The sequence below is a fragment of the Streptomyces sp. NPDC046465 genome (assembly GCF_040646035.1).
GTDB lineage: Bacteria > Actinomycetota > Actinomycetes > Streptomycetales > Streptomycetaceae > Streptomyces.
Genome location: NZ_JBEYZK010000009.1, coordinates 100,136 through 120,798, shown reverse-complemented (window position 1 = coordinate 120,798; position 20,663 = coordinate 100,136). Strand labels below are relative to the sequence as shown.

General features: G+C 72.9%; 22 protein-coding genes. 11 read left to right on the top strand and 11 right to left on the bottom strand.

The genetic code is table 11. The features are described 5' to 3' along the window. Positions 1-259 precede the first annotated feature (259 nt). Positions 260-673 (top strand): hypothetical protein, encoded by a 414-nt coding sequence (locus ABZ953_RS15940; RefSeq protein ID WP_361723041.1) that lies wholly within the window; start codon positions 260-262, stop codon positions 671-673. Between the two features lie 439 nt (positions 674-1,112). Here ABZ953_RS15940 and ABZ953_RS15935 read toward each other — a convergent pair whose 3' ends face one another. Continuing rightward, entirely contained in the window at positions 1,113-1,292 is a 180-nt protein-coding gene (locus ABZ953_RS15935; protein ID WP_361723038.1) for a hypothetical protein, read from the bottom strand. 86 nt (positions 1,293-1,378) lie between these two features. Between ABZ953_RS15935 and ABZ953_RS15930 the strand changes: the two genes are divergently transcribed. Both ABZ953_RS15930 and ABZ953_RS15925 read left to right on the top strand, forming a co-directional pair. After that, complete coding sequence (locus ABZ953_RS15930; RefSeq protein WP_361723035.1) at positions 1,379-2,566, top strand: PLP-dependent cysteine synthase family protein; 1,188 nt, start codon at positions 1,379-1,381, stop codon at positions 2,564-2,566. Then, positions 2,563-3,885 carry an MFS transporter gene (locus tag ABZ953_RS15925; RefSeq protein WP_361723032.1) on the top strand — a complete coding sequence of 441 codons (1,323 nt, stop codon included), beginning with the start codon at positions 2,563-2,565 and terminating at the stop codon, positions 3,883-3,885. Before ABZ953_RS15930 ends, ABZ953_RS15925 begins: the two co-directional genes overlap by 4 nt. Positions 3,886-3,934: 49 nt before the next feature. On the opposite strand, the gene ABZ953_RS15920 is transcribed toward ABZ953_RS15925, so the two are convergent. The 3 genes from ABZ953_RS15920 to ABZ953_RS15910 form a co-directional block, all read right to left on the bottom strand. Continuing rightward, a complete protein-coding gene (locus tag ABZ953_RS15920) occupies positions 3,935-4,534 on the bottom strand; it encodes a DUF3105 domain-containing protein (RefSeq protein WP_361723541.1) in 600 nt (199 codons plus the stop codon). A gap of 225 nt (positions 4,535-4,759) precedes the next feature. Further along, on the bottom strand, positions 4,760-5,182 hold the full coding sequence (locus ABZ953_RS15915) for a hypothetical protein (protein ID WP_361723029.1): 423 nt from the start codon (positions 5,180-5,182) through the stop codon (positions 4,760-4,762). 148 nt (positions 5,183-5,330) lie between these two features. Then, positions 5,331-6,173, bottom strand: a complete 843-nt coding sequence (locus tag ABZ953_RS15910) for a class I SAM-dependent methyltransferase (RefSeq protein WP_361723027.1) — start codon at positions 6,171-6,173, stop codon at positions 5,331-5,333. A 132-nt stretch (positions 6,174-6,305) separates the two neighbouring features. On the opposite strand from ABZ953_RS15910, the gene ABZ953_RS15905 reads away from it, so the two are divergent. Then, entirely contained in the window at positions 6,306-6,884 is a 579-nt protein-coding gene (locus ABZ953_RS15905; protein WP_361723024.1) for a TetR/AcrR family transcriptional regulator, read from the top strand. 43 nt (positions 6,885-6,927) lie between these two features. On the opposite strand, the gene ABZ953_RS15900 is transcribed toward ABZ953_RS15905, so the two are convergent. Then, complete coding sequence (locus ABZ953_RS15900) at positions 6,928-7,512, bottom strand: peroxidase-related enzyme (protein WP_361723021.1); 585 nt, start codon at positions 7,510-7,512, stop codon at positions 6,928-6,930. 207 nt (positions 7,513-7,719) lie between these two features. Here ABZ953_RS15900 and ABZ953_RS15895 point away from each other — a divergent pair, with 207 nt between their 5' ends. Beyond that, positions 7,720-8,679 carry a hypothetical protein gene (locus ABZ953_RS15895; protein ID WP_361723018.1) on the top strand — a complete coding sequence of 320 codons (960 nt, stop codon included), beginning with the start codon at positions 7,720-7,722 and terminating at the stop codon, positions 8,677-8,679. Here the strand turns inward: ABZ953_RS15895 and ABZ953_RS15890 are convergent. Then, the gene (locus ABZ953_RS15890) at positions 8,676-9,875 is read right to left on the bottom strand and encodes an NAD(P)-binding domain-containing protein (RefSeq protein ID WP_361723015.1); all 1,200 of its coding nucleotides are present in this window, start codon (positions 9,873-9,875) and stop codon (positions 8,676-8,678) included. The two genes, ABZ953_RS15895 and ABZ953_RS15890, sit on opposite strands and share 4 nt — an antisense overlap. Positions 9,876-9,990: 115 nt before the next feature. Next, positions 9,991-10,638 (bottom strand): hypothetical protein, encoded by a 648-nt coding sequence (locus ABZ953_RS15885; RefSeq protein WP_361723012.1) that lies wholly within the window; start codon positions 10,636-10,638, stop codon positions 9,991-9,993. Between the two features lie 271 nt (positions 10,639-10,909). Between ABZ953_RS15885 and ABZ953_RS15880 the strand changes: the two genes are divergently transcribed. Genes ABZ953_RS15880 through ABZ953_RS15870 form a run of 3 tightly spaced genes read left to right on the top strand, consistent with a single transcriptional unit; the run spans position 10,910 to position 13,259 of the window. Then, positions 10,910-11,599: an ABC transporter permease gene (locus ABZ953_RS15880; RefSeq protein ID WP_361723009.1), complete on the top strand. Its 690-nt coding sequence runs from the start codon at positions 10,910-10,912 to the stop codon at positions 11,597-11,599. Then, positions 11,596-12,276 (top strand): ABC transporter permease subunit, encoded by a 681-nt coding sequence (locus ABZ953_RS15875; RefSeq protein WP_361723006.1) that lies wholly within the window; start codon positions 11,596-11,598, stop codon positions 12,274-12,276. Before ABZ953_RS15880 ends, ABZ953_RS15875 begins: the two co-directional genes overlap by 4 nt. Next, positions 12,273-13,259, top strand: a complete 987-nt coding sequence (locus ABZ953_RS15870) for an ABC transporter substrate-binding protein (RefSeq protein ID WP_361723003.1) — start codon at positions 12,273-12,275, stop codon at positions 13,257-13,259. Before ABZ953_RS15875 ends, ABZ953_RS15870 begins: the two co-directional genes overlap by 4 nt. Positions 13,260-13,309: 50 nt before the next feature. On the opposite strand, the gene ABZ953_RS15865 is transcribed toward ABZ953_RS15870, so the two are convergent. Genes ABZ953_RS15865 through ABZ953_RS15850 form a run of 4 tightly spaced genes read right to left on the bottom strand, consistent with a single transcriptional unit; the run spans position 13,310 to position 17,433 of the window. Further along, on the bottom strand, positions 13,310-14,473 hold the full coding sequence (locus ABZ953_RS15865) for a betaine/proline/choline family ABC transporter ATP-binding protein (RefSeq protein WP_361723000.1): 1,164 nt from the start codon (positions 14,471-14,473) through the stop codon (positions 13,310-13,312). A 22-nt stretch (positions 14,474-14,495) separates the two neighbouring features. Then, positions 14,496-15,143 (bottom strand): LUD domain-containing protein, encoded by a 648-nt coding sequence (locus tag ABZ953_RS15860; RefSeq protein ID WP_361722997.1) that lies wholly within the window; start codon positions 15,141-15,143, stop codon positions 14,496-14,498. Further along, positions 15,140-16,675, bottom strand: a complete 1,536-nt coding sequence (locus ABZ953_RS15855; protein ID WP_361722994.1) for a LutB/LldF family L-lactate oxidation iron-sulfur protein — start codon at positions 16,673-16,675, stop codon at positions 15,140-15,142. The genes ABZ953_RS15860 and ABZ953_RS15855 overlap by 4 nt, the downstream gene beginning before the upstream one ends. After that, positions 16,672-17,433, bottom strand: a complete 762-nt coding sequence (locus tag ABZ953_RS15850) for a (Fe-S)-binding protein (RefSeq protein ID WP_361723539.1) — start codon at positions 17,431-17,433, stop codon at positions 16,672-16,674. Before ABZ953_RS15850 ends, ABZ953_RS15855 begins: the two co-directional genes overlap by 4 nt. A gap of 150 nt (positions 17,434-17,583) precedes the next feature. Here ABZ953_RS15850 and ABZ953_RS15845 point away from each other — a divergent pair, with 150 nt between their 5' ends. The 3 genes from ABZ953_RS15845 to ABZ953_RS15835 all read left to right on the top strand — a co-directional run bounded on the left by ABZ953_RS15845 (position 17,584) and on the right by ABZ953_RS15835 (position 20,626). Beyond that, positions 17,584-18,885: an alpha/beta fold hydrolase gene (locus tag ABZ953_RS15845; RefSeq protein WP_361722991.1), complete on the top strand. Its 1,302-nt coding sequence runs from the start codon at positions 17,584-17,586 to the stop codon at positions 18,883-18,885. Between the two features lie 81 nt (positions 18,886-18,966). Continuing rightward, a complete protein-coding gene (locus ABZ953_RS15840) occupies positions 18,967-19,725 on the top strand; it encodes a PIG-L deacetylase family protein (RefSeq protein WP_361722988.1) in 759 nt (252 codons plus the stop codon). A 67-nt stretch (positions 19,726-19,792) separates the two neighbouring features. Next, complete coding sequence (locus ABZ953_RS15835) at positions 19,793-20,626, top strand: enoyl-CoA hydratase/isomerase family protein (RefSeq protein WP_361722985.1); 834 nt, start codon at positions 19,793-19,795, stop codon at positions 20,624-20,626. The last annotated feature ends 37 nt before the right edge of the window (positions 20,627-20,663 follow it).

Here is a 20,663-nt window from a genome sequence, read left to right as displayed (position 1 = left end):
GCGGTCCGTAGCCGAACGTGAAGCGCGCGGTTCGCTCTCCGCCGGACGGGGCTTTCGGGGCGTGCCGCGCGGTTGGCCTCTCACCATGAAGCTGTTCTCCTCGTGCCTGCTGCCGAGAGAAGCTGTGTCGCCGCAAGTCTGAGCCGATCATGAGCGACCGGCAAATTGTCAGGTTTGTTGCACTATGGCGCTTTTCGCGTTCTGCCCGGTGCTGCTCCTGACACCGCTGAGGGCGACTCGGCGCTAGGATCGCGGCGTGATGACGGCCTGGTCTCGTTCCGGCGCACGGCGGAGCCGCCCGACGGCGGCGCTGTGGCGGGTCGTGGGCCTGGGGCTCTGCCTCCTCGGTCTGGTGTTCGCGCACGTGGCGAGCCCTGAGGTCACGAGCCGACACCTCGCCGCCGTGTCCGCCTCCATCGTCGCCTCGGACGCTCCGTCCGCGGTCGAGGAATCCGGCGGGCCGCGCCACGACCACCGGCAGCAGCACGCCGTCGAGGAGTGCGCGCTGAGCCAGCCTCCGCAGGGGCCCGACGTGGACATGCCCTGCCTCTCCCCGTTGGGCCCGCGGTGGCGGGACGGCGCGCCCGCCTCGCCGCGGGCCCACCGGATCGCCGGGCGGGACTTCGTGGTCCCGATAGCGCATGCGGCGGATTCCACGATTCTGCGCATCTAGTCCCGCCTCGGCTCTGAACTGGTCCTACGTCACCGAGAGTTCGTACCGGTGGCCACCTCATGCTGTCCGACCTCGTCTCCGGCTCCAGGTGTCACACGTGCCGCGCCCGCAGCGCGCCGCGCCCCACCCGGCCGGGACGGCTGCCGCACGGAGGGCCTGTGCCGCATCGGCTGTTCTTCCGCACCACGCCGTACGCCCTGTACTCCCGATACTCCCGAGACGCCCCATACCCCCCGTACTCCCCACACCCCCCGTACTTCCTGTGCGCCTTGTCCGGCCTGCTGTGCGCGCTCCTCGCGTGCTTCGGTGGGCCGCTCCACACCCACGGCCAGGTCCACGTGGCAGGGGCGTCCGCCCGCGCGTGGGCGGAGCCGAACCTCCCGGAGGGGGCCGACGGCGTACGCGCGGTTGTCGACATGCCCGCTCACCCCGACCACTGTCACGAGCCCGGCCCCGCCTCCGCCGCCCAGCCCTCGGCCCGGCTGCTCCCGCCCGCGCTGAGCACCGCGCCCGGGGCCGAGAGGCCGGACGCCTCCGTGGCCCGCAACTCGGCCACGACGCGACCAGCCGCCCCGGCGGGCGGGCGGACCGCTCTCAACTCGCTTGGCAGATGGCGCATATAGGGGCACCCCGGCGCATCCCGCGCCGTGCCGCGACCACCCCCTTGCGCGACCACTCACCCGAGCGAGAGCGAGAAGCGAAGAGATGCACTCTCCGACCGCGCACGACTCCACCCCTCCTGGCGCCACACCTGCCGGTGCCGCCCCACTCGGTGCCGCCCCATTCGGATCCGCCCCACTCGGATCCACCCTCCCCGGCCTCGTCGGGAACACCCCCGTCCTGCACGTCTCCGATCCGTTCGCCCCGCCCGGCCGCGGCTTCTGGGCCAAGCTGGAGGGCTTCAACCCCGGCGGCATCAAGGACCGCGCCGGGCTCCACATGGTCGAACGCGCCCGGGCCCGCGGCGAGTTGCGGCCCGGCTCCCGCATCGTCGAGTCGACCAGCGGCACCCTCGGCCTCGGCCTCGCCCTGGCCGGCACCGTCCACGGCCACCCGGTCACCCTGGTCACGGACCCCGGTCTCGAACCGTCCATGACCCGGCTGCTCGCCGCCCACGGCGTGACCGTCGACACCGTGCCCGCACGCCATCCGGCCGGTGGCTGGCAGCAGGCACGGCGGGACCGCGTCGCGGAACTCCTCGCGGAGCACCCCGGCTCCTGGTGCCCCGACCAGTACGGCAACCCCGACAACGTCAGCGCCTACACCCCGCTGGCCCTCGAACTCGCCGCGCAGCTCGGCCACATCGACGTACTGGTCTGCAGCGTCGGCACCGGCGGACACTCCGCGGGCATCTCCCGCGTCCTGCGGCAGCTCTACCCCGGACTGCGCCTGGTCGGCGTGGACACCGTCGGCTCGACCATCTTCGGCCAGCCCGACCGGCCCAGGCTCATGCGCGGCCTCGGGTCGAGCATCTACCCGCGCAACGTCGCCTACGAGAACTTCGGCGAGGTGCACTGGGTGGCCCCGGCCGAATCCGTCTGGGCCTGCAGGCGGTTGGCGACCTCGCACTACGCGACCGGCGGGTGGAGCGTCGGGGCCGTCGCGCTGGTCGCCGGCTGGCTCGCCAGGACTCTCCCTCGCGACGCCCGTATCGCCGCGGTCTTCCCCGACGGCCCGCAGCGCTACCTGGAGACGGTCTACGACGACGGGTACTGCGCCGAGCACGGCCTCCTGGGCCACGTCCCGGCACTCGAACCGGACGTGGTGGGCCGCCCCGACGAGAAGGAAGTCACCCGCTGGACGCGCTGCGCCACCGTCCACGATCCGCTGCCGCCGGGCCAGTCGGACCGGACGGGTGCGGCTGCCAGCACGGCGGAGGGCGAGGTCCGGTGAAGGGGACTCTCGCGCAGTTCCGCTCCTACGACCGGAGCGTCCGGCTGCTCCTGGCCAACCAGTTCACCATCAACCTCGGCTTCTACATGCTGATGCCGTACCTCGCCCAGCATCTCTCCGGCACACTCGGCCTGGCCGGCTGGCTCGTCGGACTCGTCCTCGGCGTACGCAACTTCAGCCAGCAGGGCATGTTCCTCGTCGGGGGCACGCTCGCCGACCGGTTCGGGTACAAGCCGCTGATCGTCGCCGGATGCGTCCTGCGCACCGTCGGCTTCGCCACGCTCGGCCTCGTCGACTCGGTGCCCGCCCTGATCGCCGCCTCTGCGGCCACCGGTTTCGCCGGGGCGCTGTTCAACCCCGCGGTGCGGGCCTATCTCGCCGCCGACGCGGGAGAGCGCAGGGTCGAGGCCTTCGCGCTGTTCAACGTCTTCTACCAGGCGGGCATCCTGCTGGGCCCGCTGGTGGGGATGCTGCTCACCGGGGTCGACTTCAGGGTCACCTGCCTCGTCTCCGCGGCGGTCTTCGCGTTGCTGAGCGTCGTACAGATCCGCGCTCTCCCTGCCCGCAGGGGCAACGACGCACGGGACCGGGACGTGGGCGCCGGAGCCACGGGCACAGGCGGCGCGGGAGCCGGGGTCCTCGCGCAATGGCGGAGCATCGTGCGCAACCGCGCCTTCCTGCTCTTCTCGACCGCGATGATCGGGTCCTACGTCCTGACCTTCCAGGTCTATCTGGCGCTGCCCCTGGAGGTGCGGCGCGTGGGCGGCGACGGCGAGTTCGGAACCGTCGCCGTCGCGCTGCTCTTCGCGGCGTCCGGTCTCACCACCGTCCTCGGGCAGACCCGTGTGACGGCCTGGTGCAAGGGGCGGCTGGCCCCGGGGCAGGCCCTGACCCGGGGCCTCACGGTCATGGGGCTCGCCTTCGTGCCGCTCCTGGCGGCCGCGGCGCTGCCCGAGCCCGGCGGGGGAGCGGGGCGGTGGCTGCTCGCCGCCCTCCCGCCCCTGCTGGCGGCCCTGTTGCTCGCACTGGGCACGATGATCACGTACCCCTTCGAGATGGACACCATCGTCCAGCTGTCGGGGGACCGTCTCGTCGCCACCCACTACGGCCTCTACAACACCATCTGCGGAGTCGGCATCACCGTCGGCAACCTGCTGACGGGCGTCGCTCTCGATGCCGCAAGGGAGGCGGGTCTCTCGGCGCTTCCCTGGCTCGCGCTGCTCATCCTGGGCCTCGGGTGCGCGCTGTCCCTCCACGGACTGCACCGTGCGGGGCGGCTGAGCCGCACGGCCCCCGGGGCGCGGCCCGTCACGGCCTGACCCGATCCGGTCCGGCCGGCGCGCGGCCCGCGCGCCGGCCGGTACCCGCTCACGCGGAGTCGACGCCTCCCGTGCAGGCGGCGCCCGGCTCGGGAGTCTGCGCGCCCTGCACGTACTTGCTGAAGAACTCCGCGACCCGCGGGTCCCCGGCGCTGTCGACGGTGAGCTGGTGCCCCCAGGCCGACAGCATGATCGGGCTCCGCTGCTTCGCCACCGGGCTCATCAGGCTGTACGTCGTCCTGGACACCTTGTCGGCCAGCTTCTTGACGTCGGCGTCGGGCGCCTTGCCGTTGTGCGTGACCCAGACCGCGCCGTGTTCGAGGGAGTGCACGGCGTTCTCGTTCGGTATCTCCTTCTTGTAGACGCTCGCGTCACACGTCATCCACGCCTGGTGGTGGTCACCGCCGACCGGCGGCGTCATCGGGTAGGCGACGGACTTGGTCACGTGATCGCGGCCCAGCTTCTTCGCGTCCCACGTCTTCTCGCCCTGTACGGGCTTCTTGGCGGCGGCGGTGTTCCGCTGTTCCTTGTCGTTGGCGCTGTCGAGGGCGTACGCGCCGAAGCCGATGAGCCCGGCGACGATCACCGTGCTCACCGTGATGGTGATGACGCGGCTGCGGCGCTCGCGGGCCTGCTCCGCGCGGCGCATCGCTTCGACACGGGCCTGACGGTCGGCGGCGGCAGCCTTCTTGGTGGGTCTGCTGCCCGGGTTGCCGGACTTACCGGTCTTGCCGGTCTTGCCGGACTGGGTGGGCTTGGCCTTGGCCATGGATGTTCCTGTCCCCGCCGCACGGGGCGCGGCGGTGGGTGGCGGAGTGGTGGATGCCGGGTCGCGGGGCGGGCCACGGGGGTGGGCCGCCCGGCCGGGATCCGTCTAGATCCGCTGCACCTGGAGCATGTGGAGATCGGGGGAGCCGCGGTCCGAGGAATGCTCGACCGGCGGGCCGGGCGTCGGCAGTGCGCGCGGGCAGGGGACTTGCTTCGCCGCGGCGGGCAGCGACGGGGCCGCCGGGTTGAGCACCGCTCGTACGCAGTGGGCCGCGGCCGTGCAATGGCGGTCGGCGGGCGGGCAGTCGGCGCCGTGCGCGCGTGGCGCACCGTCGTCGAACGACGGAGCCCCGGTGATGGCTGTGGTGTGCCCCGTGCCCCGGTAGTCGCCGCCGCCGCCGCCGTCGTAGGCGGAGGCGACGGCGCCGAGGCACATGAACAGCGTGGCGACCAGTGATGCGAGGGCAGCGGCCGACGCGGCCCGGCACCAGGCGTGCCGGGCGGCTCCGGTCCACCGCGTCTGTCTCATCGCAGCGCATCGTAGCGATCGTCGGGACGGCGGCCGACGGGCACCCCGCTCCGCCGGGCCTGCGGTGCTGTCGACCAACTCCCCTGCGACGTCCGCGTGTCCGGCGTGCCGGTCTGCTTCCGAACGGCCCGGTGCGGAGTCCTCCCCGTCAGGGGCGGGTGGCCGTCACCAGAAGGGCGGCCGCGTGCAGGCGCACGGCGCCGTCCACCTCGTGCGGGCGCAGGAGCTCTGTCAGCCGTTCGCGCGCGCGGTCCGCCGTCTCGGGGGGTACCTGGCCGGTGAGGTGGCGCCCGGGGCCGGAGCCGAAGAGGAAGTCGGTGGCGTCGGCCGCGTCCCTGCCCCACGTACCGGTCGTCTCCACGCGCACCGCCTCGACCTTCTCGAACCCGGCGGAAGACAGCAGGGCGCAGGTCTTGTCGGCCTCCGCGAGGGAGAACATGCCGGGCCCGCCCGGGGTGCCGAACTTGCCTATCGGAAGGAGGTCGCGCAGGGAGCCGAAGGCCCGGAGCCACTCGTTGTCCTGCGGGAAGGCGCCACAGATGAACGCCGCCCGTCCGCCCGGTCGCAGCGCCCGTGCGATGTTGCCGAACCCGGCCACCGGGTCCGCGAAGAACATCACGCCGAAACGGCTGACCGCGAGGTCGAACGCGGCCTCCTCCAGCGGGTGGACCTGGGCGTCACCCTGCTCGAAGGAGACGTTGCCGAGGTTCTCCTCCTGTGCGGTGCGGCGGGCCTGCGCCAGCATCGGCGCCGACAGGTCGAGGCCGAGGACCCGCCCGCCGGTCGCCCGATGGGCGGCCTGCCTGGTCAGCTGCCCGGTGCCGCAGCCGATGTCCAGGACGCGATCGTCCTCCTGGACCGAAGCGGCGGTCAGGAGCGGCGAGTTGAAGCCGCCGTTGACCGCGTCCCAGCGGGACTGATGGCCGGCCCAGTGCTCCCCCTCGTAACCGTTCCATGCCTGCGCCTGCTCGGTGTTGGCGATTTCCTGCACTCGGTGCCCCCTGATGCGTCGTGGACGGCGCGCCCGGCACGGTTAGTATGGGCGCTCGCCCAAACAGTATGGGCGAGCGCCCCTTCTGGCAATGGCCTTGCCGGGGCGTCCCGTTGCGTACGAGGAGCAGCCATGTCACCGCGCGGAGTCGCGATCCCCGACCTTCGCGACCGGCTTTTCGATGCCGCCGAACGGGTGGTCGCCCGCGCGGGTGCGGCGGCCCTGACGAGCCGGGCGATCACCGGCGAGGCGGGCTGCGCCAAGGGGGTGCTGCACACGCACTTCGGCGGCGTGGACGCGTTCGTCGCCGAGCTCGTGCTCGACCGGTACGCGCGCGCCGCGGCGGCGGCCCGCGCTCTGCCCGGGCGGGCGGGCGAGGACAGTGTGGCGGCGAACCTGGCGGGGGTCGCGCTCGGGCTCCTCGACTCGCTGGACCCCGGGGTCGTGGGCCTGGCCATGTCCAGCCACGCGACCTCCTGCCGGATCCGCGAGGCGCTCGCCGAAGGCGCCCCCGGCTTCGACGCGATCCAGGACGCGCTCACCGCGTATCTGGACGCCGAACAGCGGCTCGGCCGCCTGCCGGACGACACCGACACGGCCACGACCGCACTCGCCGTGGTCGCGACCGTCCACCACCTCCTGATGACCGGGTGGGCGGGCGCGCCCGACCCCCGCGAGCAGACCGAACGGCTGGTCGCCCTGCTCGTATGACAGGAAGAAAGCACGCAAGGAGCTTCCTCCCCTGGTGACGGAGTTACCGGCTCTCAGGTGCCCGGGGCCAGGTTCGGGACGTGGTCCCGGTGGGGCCCGTGCCGTAGCCCTGTCCGAGGATGCGGTGGGCCGCCGCGTCGTAGTAGCCCTCCTCGGCCGGGACATCGGTGTCCAGACAGCTGACGTAGCGATTGTACATGCAGAAGGCCGCGGCGATCAGCACGGTGTCGTGGATGTCGCTGTCCTGGGCACCTTCGGCGCGGGCCGCGGCGAGCGCGTCGTCGGAGAGTGGACGGGCGTCGTGGTGCACCTCGGCCGCGATCCGCAGCAGGGCGCGCAGCCGAGGAGTGATGGGTGCGCTGGCCGGGTCGAGGCATACGGCCTTGACCGTGTCCCGGCCGCCGTCGAGCTGGGCGGCGGCCGCCGCGCCGTGCGTTCCGGCGCAGAACGGGGTGCTGTTCAGATGGGAGACATACGCGGCGATCAGCTCGCGCTCCCCGCGGCTGAGGGAGGCCGGTCCCCGCAGCAGCACGTTGGCGAGGTGGTTGAGCGGCGCGGCGGTGTCCGGGCGGTGGGCCATCAGACCGCGGATGCCGGGCTCGTCGTTGCCGATGGTGATATGCGGCATGGCACGTCCTTGTCTGTCGTCCGGGCGGTAGACCCATCCATGTTCCTGAGGACGTCGTCGGGGGCCAACTCCTGTCTTGCTCACTTCGGTTCGGCCGCCGCGCCCCGATCGCACCCCCGCCTGAAATGCAGCAACCTGGAACAAGAAAACGCGGTCCGCCGCCCTTACGCTGTCGCCGGACCCGACGGCCGACGAGGGAGCTCTGTCGTGGCGGACACCGATCGTTTACCGGTTCGTGACAGCGGCGTCGGCAGCGGAGGGGAGACGGTGCGGCGGCGCGGGCTCCTGCTGCTCCTCGGTGCGGTCGCCGGTTTCCTCCTGACCGTGATCTGGTCGGCGGAGTTCGTCGACCAGACGGTCGGCGGCAATACGGCGAGGTCGATTCTCGGTCGTGATCCGGAGACGGCCCCGCTCGCCTCGGTGGCGGCCGGGACGGCCTTCGCCTTCGCTTCGGGTCTCGCCGGCACCCTCACCGCGTGCAACATCGCGGTGTTCGGCACGGTCGCTCCGATGCTGGGGACCGTGAACAGCCGTGCGGGCCGGGCCGTCCAGGCGCTCAGGCCGCTGGGCTGGCTGCTCCTGGGCATGGTCGTGGTCTCGGCGGTGTACGGGGCGGTGGTCGCTCTGGTGGGGACGTCGATGCCGCAGTTCTCCGAGGCGCCGCCCGTTCCGGGGGAGTTGTCGGGGCGGTCGGTGCAGTCGATGGTCACGTTCGGGGTGATCGGTCTTTCGATGTTCTGGCTGGGGCTCAGCGCGCTGGGGTACACCCGTGATCCGTTCGCGGGGGCGGCCCGCCGTTTCCCGCACGCCCAGACGGTGTTCATGGGTGTCCTGGTCGGCGGCTTCCTCATCGGGCGGCCGTACCCGCTCTTCCGCCGGCTCTTCCGTGACGCGGCCGAGAGCGGCAACCCCCTGTACGGGGCGGCGGTGTTCGTGCTGCAGTCGGTCGGCAACGTGGTGGTCATCGCGGTGCTCTTCTTCCTGCTGGCCTACTTCGCCGGTGGCCGGCTGTCCGTCTGGATGACGGCCAGTCCGGGCCGGATGGCCGCCGTGACCGCGGTGACCCTGATCGTCGCGGGCGTCTTCACCGTCCTGTACTGGGACGTCAGGCTGCTCGCGCGCCGCGAGATCATCCCCTGGTACCCGATCGCGCCCTGGGCGGCCTAGAAGTCGTCGCAGTACGCCGCCACGGACTTCGTCAGACGGGGGCCCGCGAACCGCGTACCGCTGACGTGGCGCAGCGCGGGACCGAACGTCGCGACGGCCGCGGGACCGGTGAAGTACAGCCCCGGCACGCTGGACGAGAACCCCTTGTCCAGGGCGGGGAATCCACCGGTCCGCACCACGTCCGCGCGCAGCTCGGGGGAGAGGAAGTCCAGCGCCTCGACGTGCACGCGGTAGCCCGTGGCGGCGAGGACGTGGTCGGACTCGACGGTGTGGGTCCGTCCGTCCGGTGTCGTGGTCTGCAGGGCAACGCTGTTTCCGCGGACCTCCGCCGCCGTGATGTGCCGCTCCGCGAGAAGAGGCACCTGGCCCTCGAACCGGTCCCTGAGCCACCACGCCCCGCGCGGTCTCGACGGCCGCTCGGCGAGCCGGAGCCGGGCCGCCGCGGGCAGCCGCCGGAAGGCGGCGGGGTGGCGGGTGAGGCCGTACAGGGGCCACGACCGGCCCCCCGGGGTGTCGGGCTGCCAGTGCGGGTGTGACGACGGCGGCGTGTCGAACCGGACCCCCGCCCCGCGTGCGAGCACCTGCACGTCGGCGCCCGCCTCGTGCAACAGGGCGGCGCTCTCCAGGGCGGACTGCCCGGCTCCGACGACGGTGACGCTGCGTCCGGCGAAGCTGCCGGGATCGGTCTGCTGCGAGCTGTGCGAGATCAGGCCGAGGGCAGACAGGCCACTGGACGCCGCTGCCGCGAGGGGCGTCGGCAGGTGAGCGAAACCGGAGAGGCCGGTGGCCACCACCACGGCACCGGCCCTGAGCACCTCGCCCGACGACAACTTGACGCGGAAGCCGTCCTCGCGCCGGTCGACCGAGGCCACCCGCTCGTCCTCTACGCGGGGCACGAGGCGCTCCCTGAACCACCCGCCGTACCGCATGAACAGGCCCACGGGCACCTGGTCGTGGGCTGCCACCCTGCGCTCCCCGGCGTCGCGGCAGTAGTCGCGGAGAGTGAAGCCCTCGCGCGGGGTCGCCAGCTCGCAGGCGGCGGGTGACGTCTTCAGGAGCATGCCGGCGGGCATGCGCCGTGACCAGTTGGCGACGGGGGCGCCGAAGACCCGTACGGACAGGCCGCGTGCTCGCAGGTGCGCGGCGGCCGACAGACCGTAGGGGCCCGCGCCGATGATGACGACGGTCTTGGACATGGGAGTCCCTCCTGGCGCGGTCACGTCCGGCCGTGCGGAGACGGCTCGGGGCGCGCCGGAATCAGCTGTGGAGTGTGCGGAATCGGGCTTGCCGGAACCGCTCCCGTCCGTGTGGTCAGACGGCGAGCGGCGGGCGGGCCGGCGGACCGCGCCGTACGACCGCGTTCGCGAGGAGGAGGGGGAGGGACGTCGGACGGGCTGGTCGGGCGGCGCGCGGCTGCTCGACCGGCCGGGGCGGCGTGGCCGCGCGCGGTGTGCGGCCCGGGTGCAGTACACGGACCAGTAAGGCGCACAGCAGACGCAGCATCCGCAGCAAGGAGCCGCACAGCAGACGAAGTTCGCGGCGGTCTTGGTGCAGCCTGCGGTCGGCGAGGAGGCGGAGCGCGAGCCGCGCGACGACCGGTGAGCGGGAGACGACCGGTGAGCGGGAGGGGCGGGCCGCGGGGAACGGCCGCCGACCGCCACGTACCGCGTAGGCCTCAGCTACGCAGGCCCCCTTCACGCTGCCACCACCCGCGCGGACCCGTTGCGTCCGCCACCGCAGGGCGGCGGCCTGCCCGGCACGGGCCAGGGCGGACCGCGGAGCGGAGTGCGGGGGCCGTGGGGCCCGGCCCCGCGAGGCGGCACCGAGCGGGAGTGCCGCGCAGAACAGGACCGCGGCGACGGCCATCCGGACATCCCAGGACGGCGTCGAACCGAGGACGAAGTGGTACGAGGCGACCGCGAGGAGGGCACTCACCAGGGAGAAGTGAGCCCCGGTCACCGGCCGTGCCCCGGCCACCGACCGTACCCCGGTCACCGACCGCGCGGCCGGTGCCCGGCTGTCGCGCGGTCGAGAGCGAGGTATCACCGGTCCCGAAGTCTTCATGACGCATCCATCATGGGCCGTCACCTCGTGGCTGTCACCCCACTGCGGACCGATGCGGACCGATGCGGACCGATGCGGGCCGGACTTGCGCGGGGCCGGGCCCCGCGGGACCCGTACGGGTCACCAGAACGCGCCGTCCCTCACCACCCCGGCCTTGAATGGACAGGTGACCGCGCCCCCCGACGACTGCCTCGCGCGCAACGAGTGGATCTGCGGCGAGTACCTGAGCACCCGCCGCCAGATCCTGCTCGACGCGGTCGTCCAGCACTTGGAGCTGACCGCCGTCTCCATCCTGATCGCGCTGGTCGTCGCGGTGCCGTTGGCCGTCCTCGCCCGCCGCTGGGGCTGGGCGGCAGGACCCGTCCTCGCGCTCACCACCGTCCTGTACACCATCCCCTCGCTCGCGATGTTCTCGCTGCTGCTCCCGGTGTACGGGCTCTCCGCCTCGCTGGTCGTCGCGGGCCTCGTCCTCTACTCCCTCACCCTGCTCGTGCGGAACATCCTCGCCGGGCTGCGCGCCGTCCCCGAAGACACCCGGCGGGCCGCCCGCGGCATGGGATACGGCCCGATCCGCCTCCTGCTCACCGTCGAGCTGCCGCTCGCGCTGCCCGCGGCCATGGCGGGCCTGCGCATCGCCACGGTCTCCGCGGTCTCCCTCGTCACCATCGGCGCGATCGTCGGCTTCGGCGGGCTCGGCAACCTCATCTACACGGGCATGAACACCTACTTCAAGGCACAGGTGCTCACCGCGTCCGTGCTCTGCGTCGTCATCGCCGTGGCCGCCGATCTCCTGCTGCTCGGCGTGCAGCGCCTCCTCACCCCCTGGGAAAGAGCGACGAGGGCGGCCCGCTCATGAAGACACTCGGCGACGCCTGGACCTGGCTCACGGACTCCGCACACTGGGCGGGCGACGACGGCATCTGGCACCGGCTCACCCAGCACCTCGTCCTCACCGTCGTCTGTCTGCTGCTCAGCTGCCTCGTCGCGCTGCCGGTCGCCCTCGTCCTCGGCCACCTCGGCAAGGGCGGCGCGCTCGCCGTGAACATCTCCAACGTCGGCCGCGCGGTCCCGACGTTCGCGGTCCTCGTCCTGCTGCTCCTCACCCCCCTCGGCAACTGGGGCGAGGGGCCGACCGTCGTCGCGCTCGTACTGTTCGCCGTGCCGCCGCTGCTCACCAACGCGTACGTGGGCATGCGCGGCGTCGACCCCAGCGTCGTCCAGGCGGCCCGCGGCATGGGGATGACCGGGCGGCAGATGCTGTGGCGGGTCGAACTGCCGCTCGCGCTGCCGCTGGTGCTCAGCGGGATCCGGCTCGCCGCCGTGCAGCTCGTCGCCACGGCCACGATCGCCGCGCTGGCGGGCGGCGGCGGCCTCGGCCGGATCATCACGGCGGGCTTCAACCTGGCGAGCACCCCGCAGGTCGTGGCGGGCGCCGTCCTCGTGGCCGCGTTCGCGCTGCTCGTGGAGGGCGCCTTCGAGGTGGCCGAACGGTTCGGGCCGGGGTGGGCGCGAGGACAGGGGAGGGCCGGATGAGGCGGACCCGGACGGGACGGGACCGGACGGGACGGGACCGCACGGTGCGGCGCGCCGCGCCGTCCGCGGCCTTCCTCCTCGCGCTTGTCACCGGCTGCGCGACAGGCCCCTCACTGGAGAACCAGGGCGAGGTCACGGCGCCGCCGGGCGACAGCAAGCACCTCGTCGTCGGCTCGGCCGGGTTCACCGAGTCCGACCTGCTCGCCCAGATGTACGCCCTGCTCCTGAACAAGGCGGGATACCACACGAAGATCCTCTCCGTCGCCAACCGCGAGCTCTACGAACCCGCCCTGGAGTCCGGCCAGATCGACGTCGTCCCGGAGTACGCGGCGACCTTCGCGGACTGGCTCAACGCCAAGAAGAACGGCGCCGACGCGCCGCCCGTGGGCTCGCCCGACCTCGACGCCACCATGAAGGCGTTGCGCCGTCTCGCGGCCCCGCGCGGCCTCACCGTCCTCGACCCCGGCAAGGCCGTCGACCAGAACGCCTTCGCCGTCACCGCCGCCTACGCCCGGCAGCACCGCCTGGGGACGCTCAGCGACCTCGGCAGGTCGGGCCTCAAGGTGCGCCTCGCCGCGGGCGACGAATGCGTGCAGCGCCCCTACTGCGCCCCGGGGCTGAAGAAGGTGTACGGCATCGACGTCACCGGAGTCGACCCCAAGGGCGTCGGCACGACGCAGGCCAAGAAGGCCGTACAGGGCGGCCAGGACCAGATGGTGCTCACCACGTCGACGGACGCGACCCTCGACGACTTCGGCCTGGTGCTCCTCAAGGACGACAAGCACCTGCAGAACGCCGACTACCTCGTGCCCGTGGTCAACCGCTCCCGAGCGGGCAGCGAGGGCGTGGCCGCCGCACTGGGCCACCTCGGCCCCGTCCTGACGACCAAGGACCTGGCCTCCTTGAACGAGCAGGTGGACAGCTGGCGCCGCCTCCCCGAAGACGTGGCACGCACCTACCTGCGGACAAAGAAGCTTCTCTAGCTCCGAACCCGTACCCCGTACCCCGTACTCCGCCGCCCGCGCGGGAGCGCCTACGCGTCGGCCACCGAGTCGAACTCCACCTCCCCCCTCTCCACCCCCTGCGCATCCGCGTCCACCGAGCGCCGCAGCGCCTCGTGCAGCTTGGCCGGGGTGAGGACGCCGAGGAAGCGGGCGCCGTCCAGGACCGCGACCCAGCCCGCGTCGTGCTGCAGCATCACACCGAAGGCCTGCTTGAGCGGGGCGCCGACCGGCACCCAGGATTTCATGCGGTGCGCCAGGTCACCGACCGTGCCGCCGGTGCCCGCGAGCGCGACCTCGTCGAGGCCGACCCAGCCGTGCAGATCGCCGCCCTCGTCCAGGACGACGGCCCAGCGCGCCTCCTCGGCGCGCAGCCGGGCCGCGGCCTGCGCGGCGGGCTCGTCGAGGCGGGCGATCGGCGGCGCCTCCAGGTCGTCGCGTCGGATCTCGGTGACGGAGAGCCGCTTCAGGCCGCGGTCGGCGCCCACGAACTCGGCGACGTACGGCGTCCGGGGCGCCCCGAGCACCGCGCCGGGCGTGTCGAACTGCTCGATGCGCCCCTGCCCGTACACGGCGATGCGGTCGCCGAGCCGGACGGCCTCCTCGATGTCGTGGGTCACCAGGAGCACCGTCTTGCGGACGGTCGCCTGCATCCGCAGGAACTCGTCCTGCAACTGCTCGCGCACCACCGGGTCGACGGCGCCGAACGGCTCGTCCATCAGGAGCACCGGCGGGTCCGCGGCCAGCGCACGGGCCACCCCGACGCGTTGGCGCTGGCCGCCGGAGAGCTGTTCGGGGTAGCGGGAGCCGAACGTCTTCGGGTCCAGGCCCACCAGGTCGAGCAGCTCCGCCGCGCGCGCCCTGGCCTTGGCCTTCTTCCAGCCGATGAGGGCGGGCACCGTCGCCGTGTTGTCGAGGACCGTCCGGTGCGGGAAGAGGCCGACCTGCTGGATGACATAGCCGATGCGGCGGCGCAGCCGGACCGGGTCGACGTCGGCGATGTTCTCGCCGTTCACGAAGATGCGGCCCGACGTCGGCTCGATGAGGCGGTTCACCATCATCATCGTCGTGGTCTTGCCGCAGCCGGAGGGGCCGACGAGCGTGACCAGTTCGCCCTCGTCGACCTCCAGGGAGAGGTCGTCCACGGCCGTCGTGCCGTCCGGGTAGCGCTTGGTCACCTGCTCGAACCGGATCATGCCCTCACGCTAGCCGCGCCCGTCACTCACCGCTCATCAGCACCACCTCAAGGGTGCGGGGGCCGTGCACGCCCTCGACCCGGTCCAGCTCGATGTCGCTGGTCGCGGACGGCCCCGAGATCCAGGTCAGCGGACGCCCCGGATCGAGCCGTTCGAGCGCCGCCGGTACGGAAGCGACGACCTGGTCGGGTACCCGTACGACACAGACGTGGTGGTCAGGCACCAGGGTGATGCGGCGGCGGCCCTGGTCCGGGGAGCCGTCGAGCACGATCGTGCCGGTCTCGGCGATGGCGACGGCGCAGCCCGTGATGACGCTGTCGACCCGGTCGAGCTCGTGCGGCGTGCTCGCCGCCCGGTCGGGGATCCGCACCGGACCGGCCGCCGCCAGCCAGTGCGGCGGCAGCCCCGGCGGCACGAGGACGGTCTCGGCACCGCGCTCCGCGTACAGGAACCTCAGCAGATCCGGCACCTCTGCCTCCGTGCACCGGTGCACGATCGCGCGGTAGTCCGCGAGGTTCTCCGCGAGCAGGCCGACGGTTTCGTCGATGCTGCGCGTGCCGTGCTCGCGTGCGTAGTCACGGTCCACCGCCGCCTCGTACGCGAGGTCGTCGGCCGGTACGTCGGCGAGCGCCCGCCGCACCCGGCCCAGGACACGGTCCCTGCTGTTCACTGGTCGTTCCCCTCGGTCGAGCCGTCGTTTCCGCCGTCGCTCCCGCCGCCCCGCGTGCGCTGCCACCAGTCGCGGAACGGCTCGGTGGGCACCGGCGGCAGCTCCCGCGTCGCGCTCCAGGCCCGTCCGGGCCCCGGCAGAGTGCGCGGATGGAACCGCCGGGTGCGCGACGCCAGGCGCTGGCCCGCGCGCAGTGCGCCGGGGCGGGCGAACGCCAGGCCCGCCGCCCGCATCGCGGCCCGTTCCGCCGCGTGCCCCTTCGCGGGCTTCAGCGTCACCCTGTTGCCCTGCCGCGTGGCCTCGCCGCCCTGCACGACGCGCTCCCGCAGATGGACGAGCACCTCCGGGATGTCGATGGCGACCGGACACACGTCGTAGCAGGCCCCGCAGAGCGAGGACGCGTACGGCAGCGAGGCGTCGATCTCGCTCTGGGTGCCCCGCAGCTGAGGGCTGAGGATCGCGCCGATGGGCCCCGGATACACCGAGCCGTACGCGTGTCCGCCGGCCCGCTCGTACACCGGGCACACGTTGAGACACGCCGAGCAGCGGATGCAGCGCAGGGCCTGGCGGCCGACCTCGTCGGCGAGGGTGTCGGTGCGGCCGTTGTCGAGCAGGACGAGGTGGAAGACGCTCGGGCCGTCCGCCGCCTCGGAGTCCGTCGTGCCGGTCCACATCGATGTGTACGGGTTCATGCGCTCGGCCGTCGAGGAGCGGGGGAGGGTCTGCAGGAAGACCTCGAGGTCGCGCCAGGCCGGAACGGTCTTCTCGATGCCGACGACGGAGATCAGCGTCTCGGGCAGAGTGAGGCACATCCGTCCGTTGCCCTCCGACTCCACGACGACGAGTGTGCCGGTCTCGGCGACCATGAAGTTCGCCCCGGAGATGCCGACCTTGGCGCGCAGGAACTTCTCCCGCAGATGCAGTCGCGCCGCCTCGGCGAGGTCGGCCGGTGTGTCGGAGAGCCCTTCCGGTGCCGGGCGGCCCCAACTGCCCATCTCCTTCTCGAAGATGTCGCGGATCTCGCTGCGGTTGCGGTGGATGGCGGGCACGAGGATGTGCGAGGGGCGGTCCTTGCCGAGCTGCACGATGAGCTCGGCGAGGTCGGTCTCGTAGGCGTGGATGCCCTCGGCCTCCAGGGCTTCGTTGAGGCCGATCTCCTGGGTGGCCATCGACTTGACCTTGACGACCTCGCTCTCGCCCGTGGCCTTGACCAGCTCCGTGACGATGCGGTTCGCCTCGTCGGCGTCGGCCGCCCAGTGCACGGTGCCGCCGGCCCGTACGACGGACTCCTCCAACTGCACGAGGTAGCGGTCCAGATGGCGCAGCGTGTGATCCTTGATGCGCTTGCCCGCCTCGCGCAGCCGGTCCCAGTCGTCGAGCTCGGTGACGGCGCGGGCCCGCTTGTCGCGGATGGTGTGGGTCGCGTGCCGGAGGTTGGCCCGCAGGGTGGTGTCGCCGACCGCCTCGCGCGCGGCCCGCGGGAACGCGGGCATGCCGACGAACGTGCCGCCGCTGCGGTCAGGGGCGCTCATGACAGTGGCTCCTCTTCCGTGCTCGCCAGGATCTCGGCGATGTGGACGGGGCGCACGGCGGCGTGCAGCCGGGCCATCGTGCCGCCGATGTGCATCAGGCAGGAGTTGTCCGCCGCGCAGAGGACCTCGGCCCCGGTCGACTCGGCGTTGCGCACCTTGTCGGCGCCCATCGCCGCCGAGACATCGGAGTTCTTCACGGCGAACGTACCGCCGAACCCGCAGCACTCCTCGGCGCCGGGCAGTTCGAGCAGTTCGAGCCCCTCGACCGCACGCAGGAGCCGCGTGGGCCGCTCCCCGAGGCCGAGGGCGCGCAGACCGTGGCAGGTCGGGTGGTAGGTGACGGTGTGCGGGTAGTACGCGCCGACGTCGGTGACACCGAGGACGTCCACCAGGAACTCGGTGAGCTCGTACGTCTTGGGCACCACCGGCGCGAGCGTCCGCGCCAGCCCGTCGCCGCGGCCCTCGGCGCGCGCCCGCTCGCCCATGCGCGGGTACAGCTCACGCACCATGGCCCCGCACGAGCCGGACGGCGTCACGATCGCGTCGTACGCGTCCGAACCGAATACATCGGAGAAATGCCGGGCCAGCGGCTCCGCCTGATGGCGATAGCCGGTGTTGTAGTGCGCCTGCCCGCAGCAGGTCTGAGCCATCGGGAAGTCGACGTCAACTCCCAGCCTGGTCAGCAGTTTCACCACTGCACGGCCCGTGTCCGGATAGAGCGTGTCATTGACACAGGTCAGGAACAGGGCGACGCGCATCGCGGGTTCCTCCTTGTCGATCATCGGATGGGTGCAGCGTACGCGCGCGTGGAGCGTAGCGGGAGGCGTCGGCGTCGCCCGGGGGACGGCGGCCTTGTGCGGTGTGCTGGACTGGGGGCAGCCGTACCGACCCTTGCCCAGGAGCCAGCCTTGACCGTCACGTACCGCCAGCCGGGAGTCGTCCTCACCGACCGCCGCTTCAGCGTGCCGCTCGACCACGACGATCCGGCGGGGGAGCGCATCGAGCTCTTCGCCCGCGAGGCGGTCGCGGCGTCCCGCGGCGGCGCCGACCGGCCCTGGCTGGTCTACCTCCAGGGCGGCCCCGGCTGCGGAGCCACCCGCTTCCACGGTGCGGAGTCCTGGCTGGGCCGCGCCCTGCGGGACTTCCGCGTCCTCCTCCTCGACCAGCGCGGCACCGGCAACTCCACGCCCGCCAACCGCCAGACGCTCCCGCTGCGCGGCGGCCCCCGGGAACAGGCCGACTACCTGGCCCGCTTCCGCGCCGACTCGATCGTCCGCGACTGCGAGGCGATCCGCCCCGAGGTGACCGGCGGCGCCCCCTGGACCGTCCTCGGGCAGAGCTTCGGCGGCTTCTGCGCCACGCACTACCTGTCGGCGGCGCCCGAGGGCCTCTCCGCCGCGCTCATCACCGGCGGCCTGCCCACGCTCGACGGGCACGCCGACGACGTCTACCGCGCGGCCTACCCGCGCATGGCACGCAAGAGCGCGGCGCACTACGCCCGTCACCCGCAGGACGTCGAGCGGGCCCGCCGCATCGCCGCATACCTCGCCGAGCACGAGCCGGTCCTCGACAACGGCTACCGGCTGACCGTCCCGGCCTTCCAGTCCCTCGGCATGCTGCTCGGCTCGGGCGACGGGAGCCACCGCCTGCACTACCTCCTTGAGGACGCCTTCGTGCCCACCCCCGCGGGGCCGGTGCTGTCCGACGCCTTCCAGGAGGAGATGCAGAGCGCCCTCTCGTACGCGAGCAGGCCGCTCTTCGCCGTCCTGCACGAGGCGACCTACGGGCAGGGCGAGCGGGCCACCGCCTGGGCGGCCGAGCGGGTGCGCGCGGAGTTCCCCGGGTTCGACCCGGAGAAGACCCTGGAGGGCGAGGCGCCGCTGCTGTTCACCGGTGAGGCCGTGCAGCGCTGGATGTTCGACTGCGACCCGGCGCTGCGGCCCCTGCGCGAGACCGCGGACCTGCTCGCCGCGCGCACCGGCTGGCCGCGCCTGTACGACACGGAACGCCTCGCCGCGAACGAGGTGCCGGTGGCCGCGGCGATCTACCACGACGATCTCTATGTCGACACGGAGCACTCCCTGCGCACCGCCCGCGCCATCCGGGGGCTGCGGACCTGGGTCACCGACGAGTTCGAGCACGACGGGGTCCGCGCGAGCGGTCCGCGCGTCCTCGACCGGCTGCTCGCCCTGGCGCGTGACGAGGCATGACCCCCCTGGACCCCGGCCAGGGGCCCCAACTCGTCGCCGCGTCAAGGGAACAGGCCGGGCCCCGGGGATAAGCTGACCGGCATGACGGAGCAGACCTCAGCCACACCCGCCGACCAGCTCACTCCCATGCCCGAGGACTGGCAGCGCGCGCTCGCCGTCGTCGCCCACCCGGACGACCTGGAGTACGGGTGCGCGGCGGCGGTCGCCGGCTGGACGGACGGCGGCCGGGAGGTCACGTACCTCCTCGCGACCCGCGGCGAGGCGGGCATCGACACGCTCGACCCCGCCACCTGCGGGCCGCTGCGCGAGCGGGAGCAGCGGGCGAGCGCGGCCGTCGTCGGTGTGGAGGCCGTGGAGTTCCTCGACCACAAGGACGGCGTCGTCGAGTACGGCACGGCGCTGCGCCGCGACATCGCCGCCGCGATCCGCAGGCACCGCCCCGAGCTGCTCATCACGCTCAACCACCGCGACACGTGGCGCGGCATCGCCTGGAACACCCCCGACCACGTGGCGGTCGGCCGCGCCACGCTGGATGCCGCGGCGGACGCGGGCAACCGCTGGATCTTCCCGGAGCTGATCGAGGAGCAGGGCCTGGAGCCGTGGGACGGTGTGCGGTGGGTCGCCGTCGCCGGTTCGTCGACGCCCACGCACGCCGTGGACGCCTCGGCCGGTCTTGAGCGTTCCGTCTCCTCCCTCCTCGAACACCGCACCTACATCGAGGTGTTGACCGACGAGGACCCCGAGAAGTACTGCCGTACGTTCCTCACGAGGAACGCGCAGTCGCTCGCGCCGCGCTTCGGCGGAAAGCCCGCGGTGGGGTTCGAGGTCTTCAGTCGGTGAGCCCGCGCCCTTAACCTGACGACCCATCAGGAGGGAACTCCGGAGCGTCGGGTCCAGGGGAGCGCGGATGATCGACACCATCGGCACGGACATCCCGAGGGGCGAGGAGCGGCTGCGCCTCGACGTCGAGGACGGGCTCGGCATCCTCACCCTCTGCCGGCCGCGCAAGCTCAACGCGTGGAGCTGGGAGTCCACCCGGCAACTCGGCCTGTTCGCCGACCGGATCCGCTTCGACGACTCCATCAGGGCGGTGCTGCTGCGCGCCGAGGGCCGGGCGTTCTGCGCGGGCATCGACATCACGGCGCCCGGCGGCGCGATCACGGGCCGCTCCGGTGCGGAGCGCGCCCGCAACTACTACGAGGGCATGCGCTGGGTCCACGAGCGGTTCCGTGTCTTCGCGGAGCTCCCGCAGCCGGTTGTCGCGGCCGTGCAGGGGTACTGCCTGGGCTTCGGCTTCGAGCTCGCGCTCATGGCGGACGTGCGGATCGCGGCGGACGACGCGGTCTTCGCGCTTCCCGAGGCGCGGCTCGGCGTCGCGGTGGACGCGGGCGGCGACCTGCGCATCGCCCGAGAGGCCGGTGCGGGCTGGGCCAAGCTGCTCGCGTTCACAGGCCGCCGCATCGACGCCGCCACGGCCGAGCGCCTCCGCCTCCTCCAGCAGGTCGTCCCGGCCGACGGACTCGCGGCGACCTCCCGCGCCCTGGCGGCCGAGATCGCGGCGAACGGGCCGCTCGCGGTGCAGGGCGTCAAGCGCGGCATCGACGCGTTCGCCGACACGGGGATGGCGGGGGCGCTCGACCGCGTCGCGGTGAACGCGGCGATCACACTCACCTCCGAGGACTCCCGGGAAGGGTACGGGGCGAAGGGGGCGGGGCGGGCGGCGTCGTTCGAGGGGAAGTAGTCGGGGCACTCGATCGCCCCCGCCCCCTCCCGAGCCC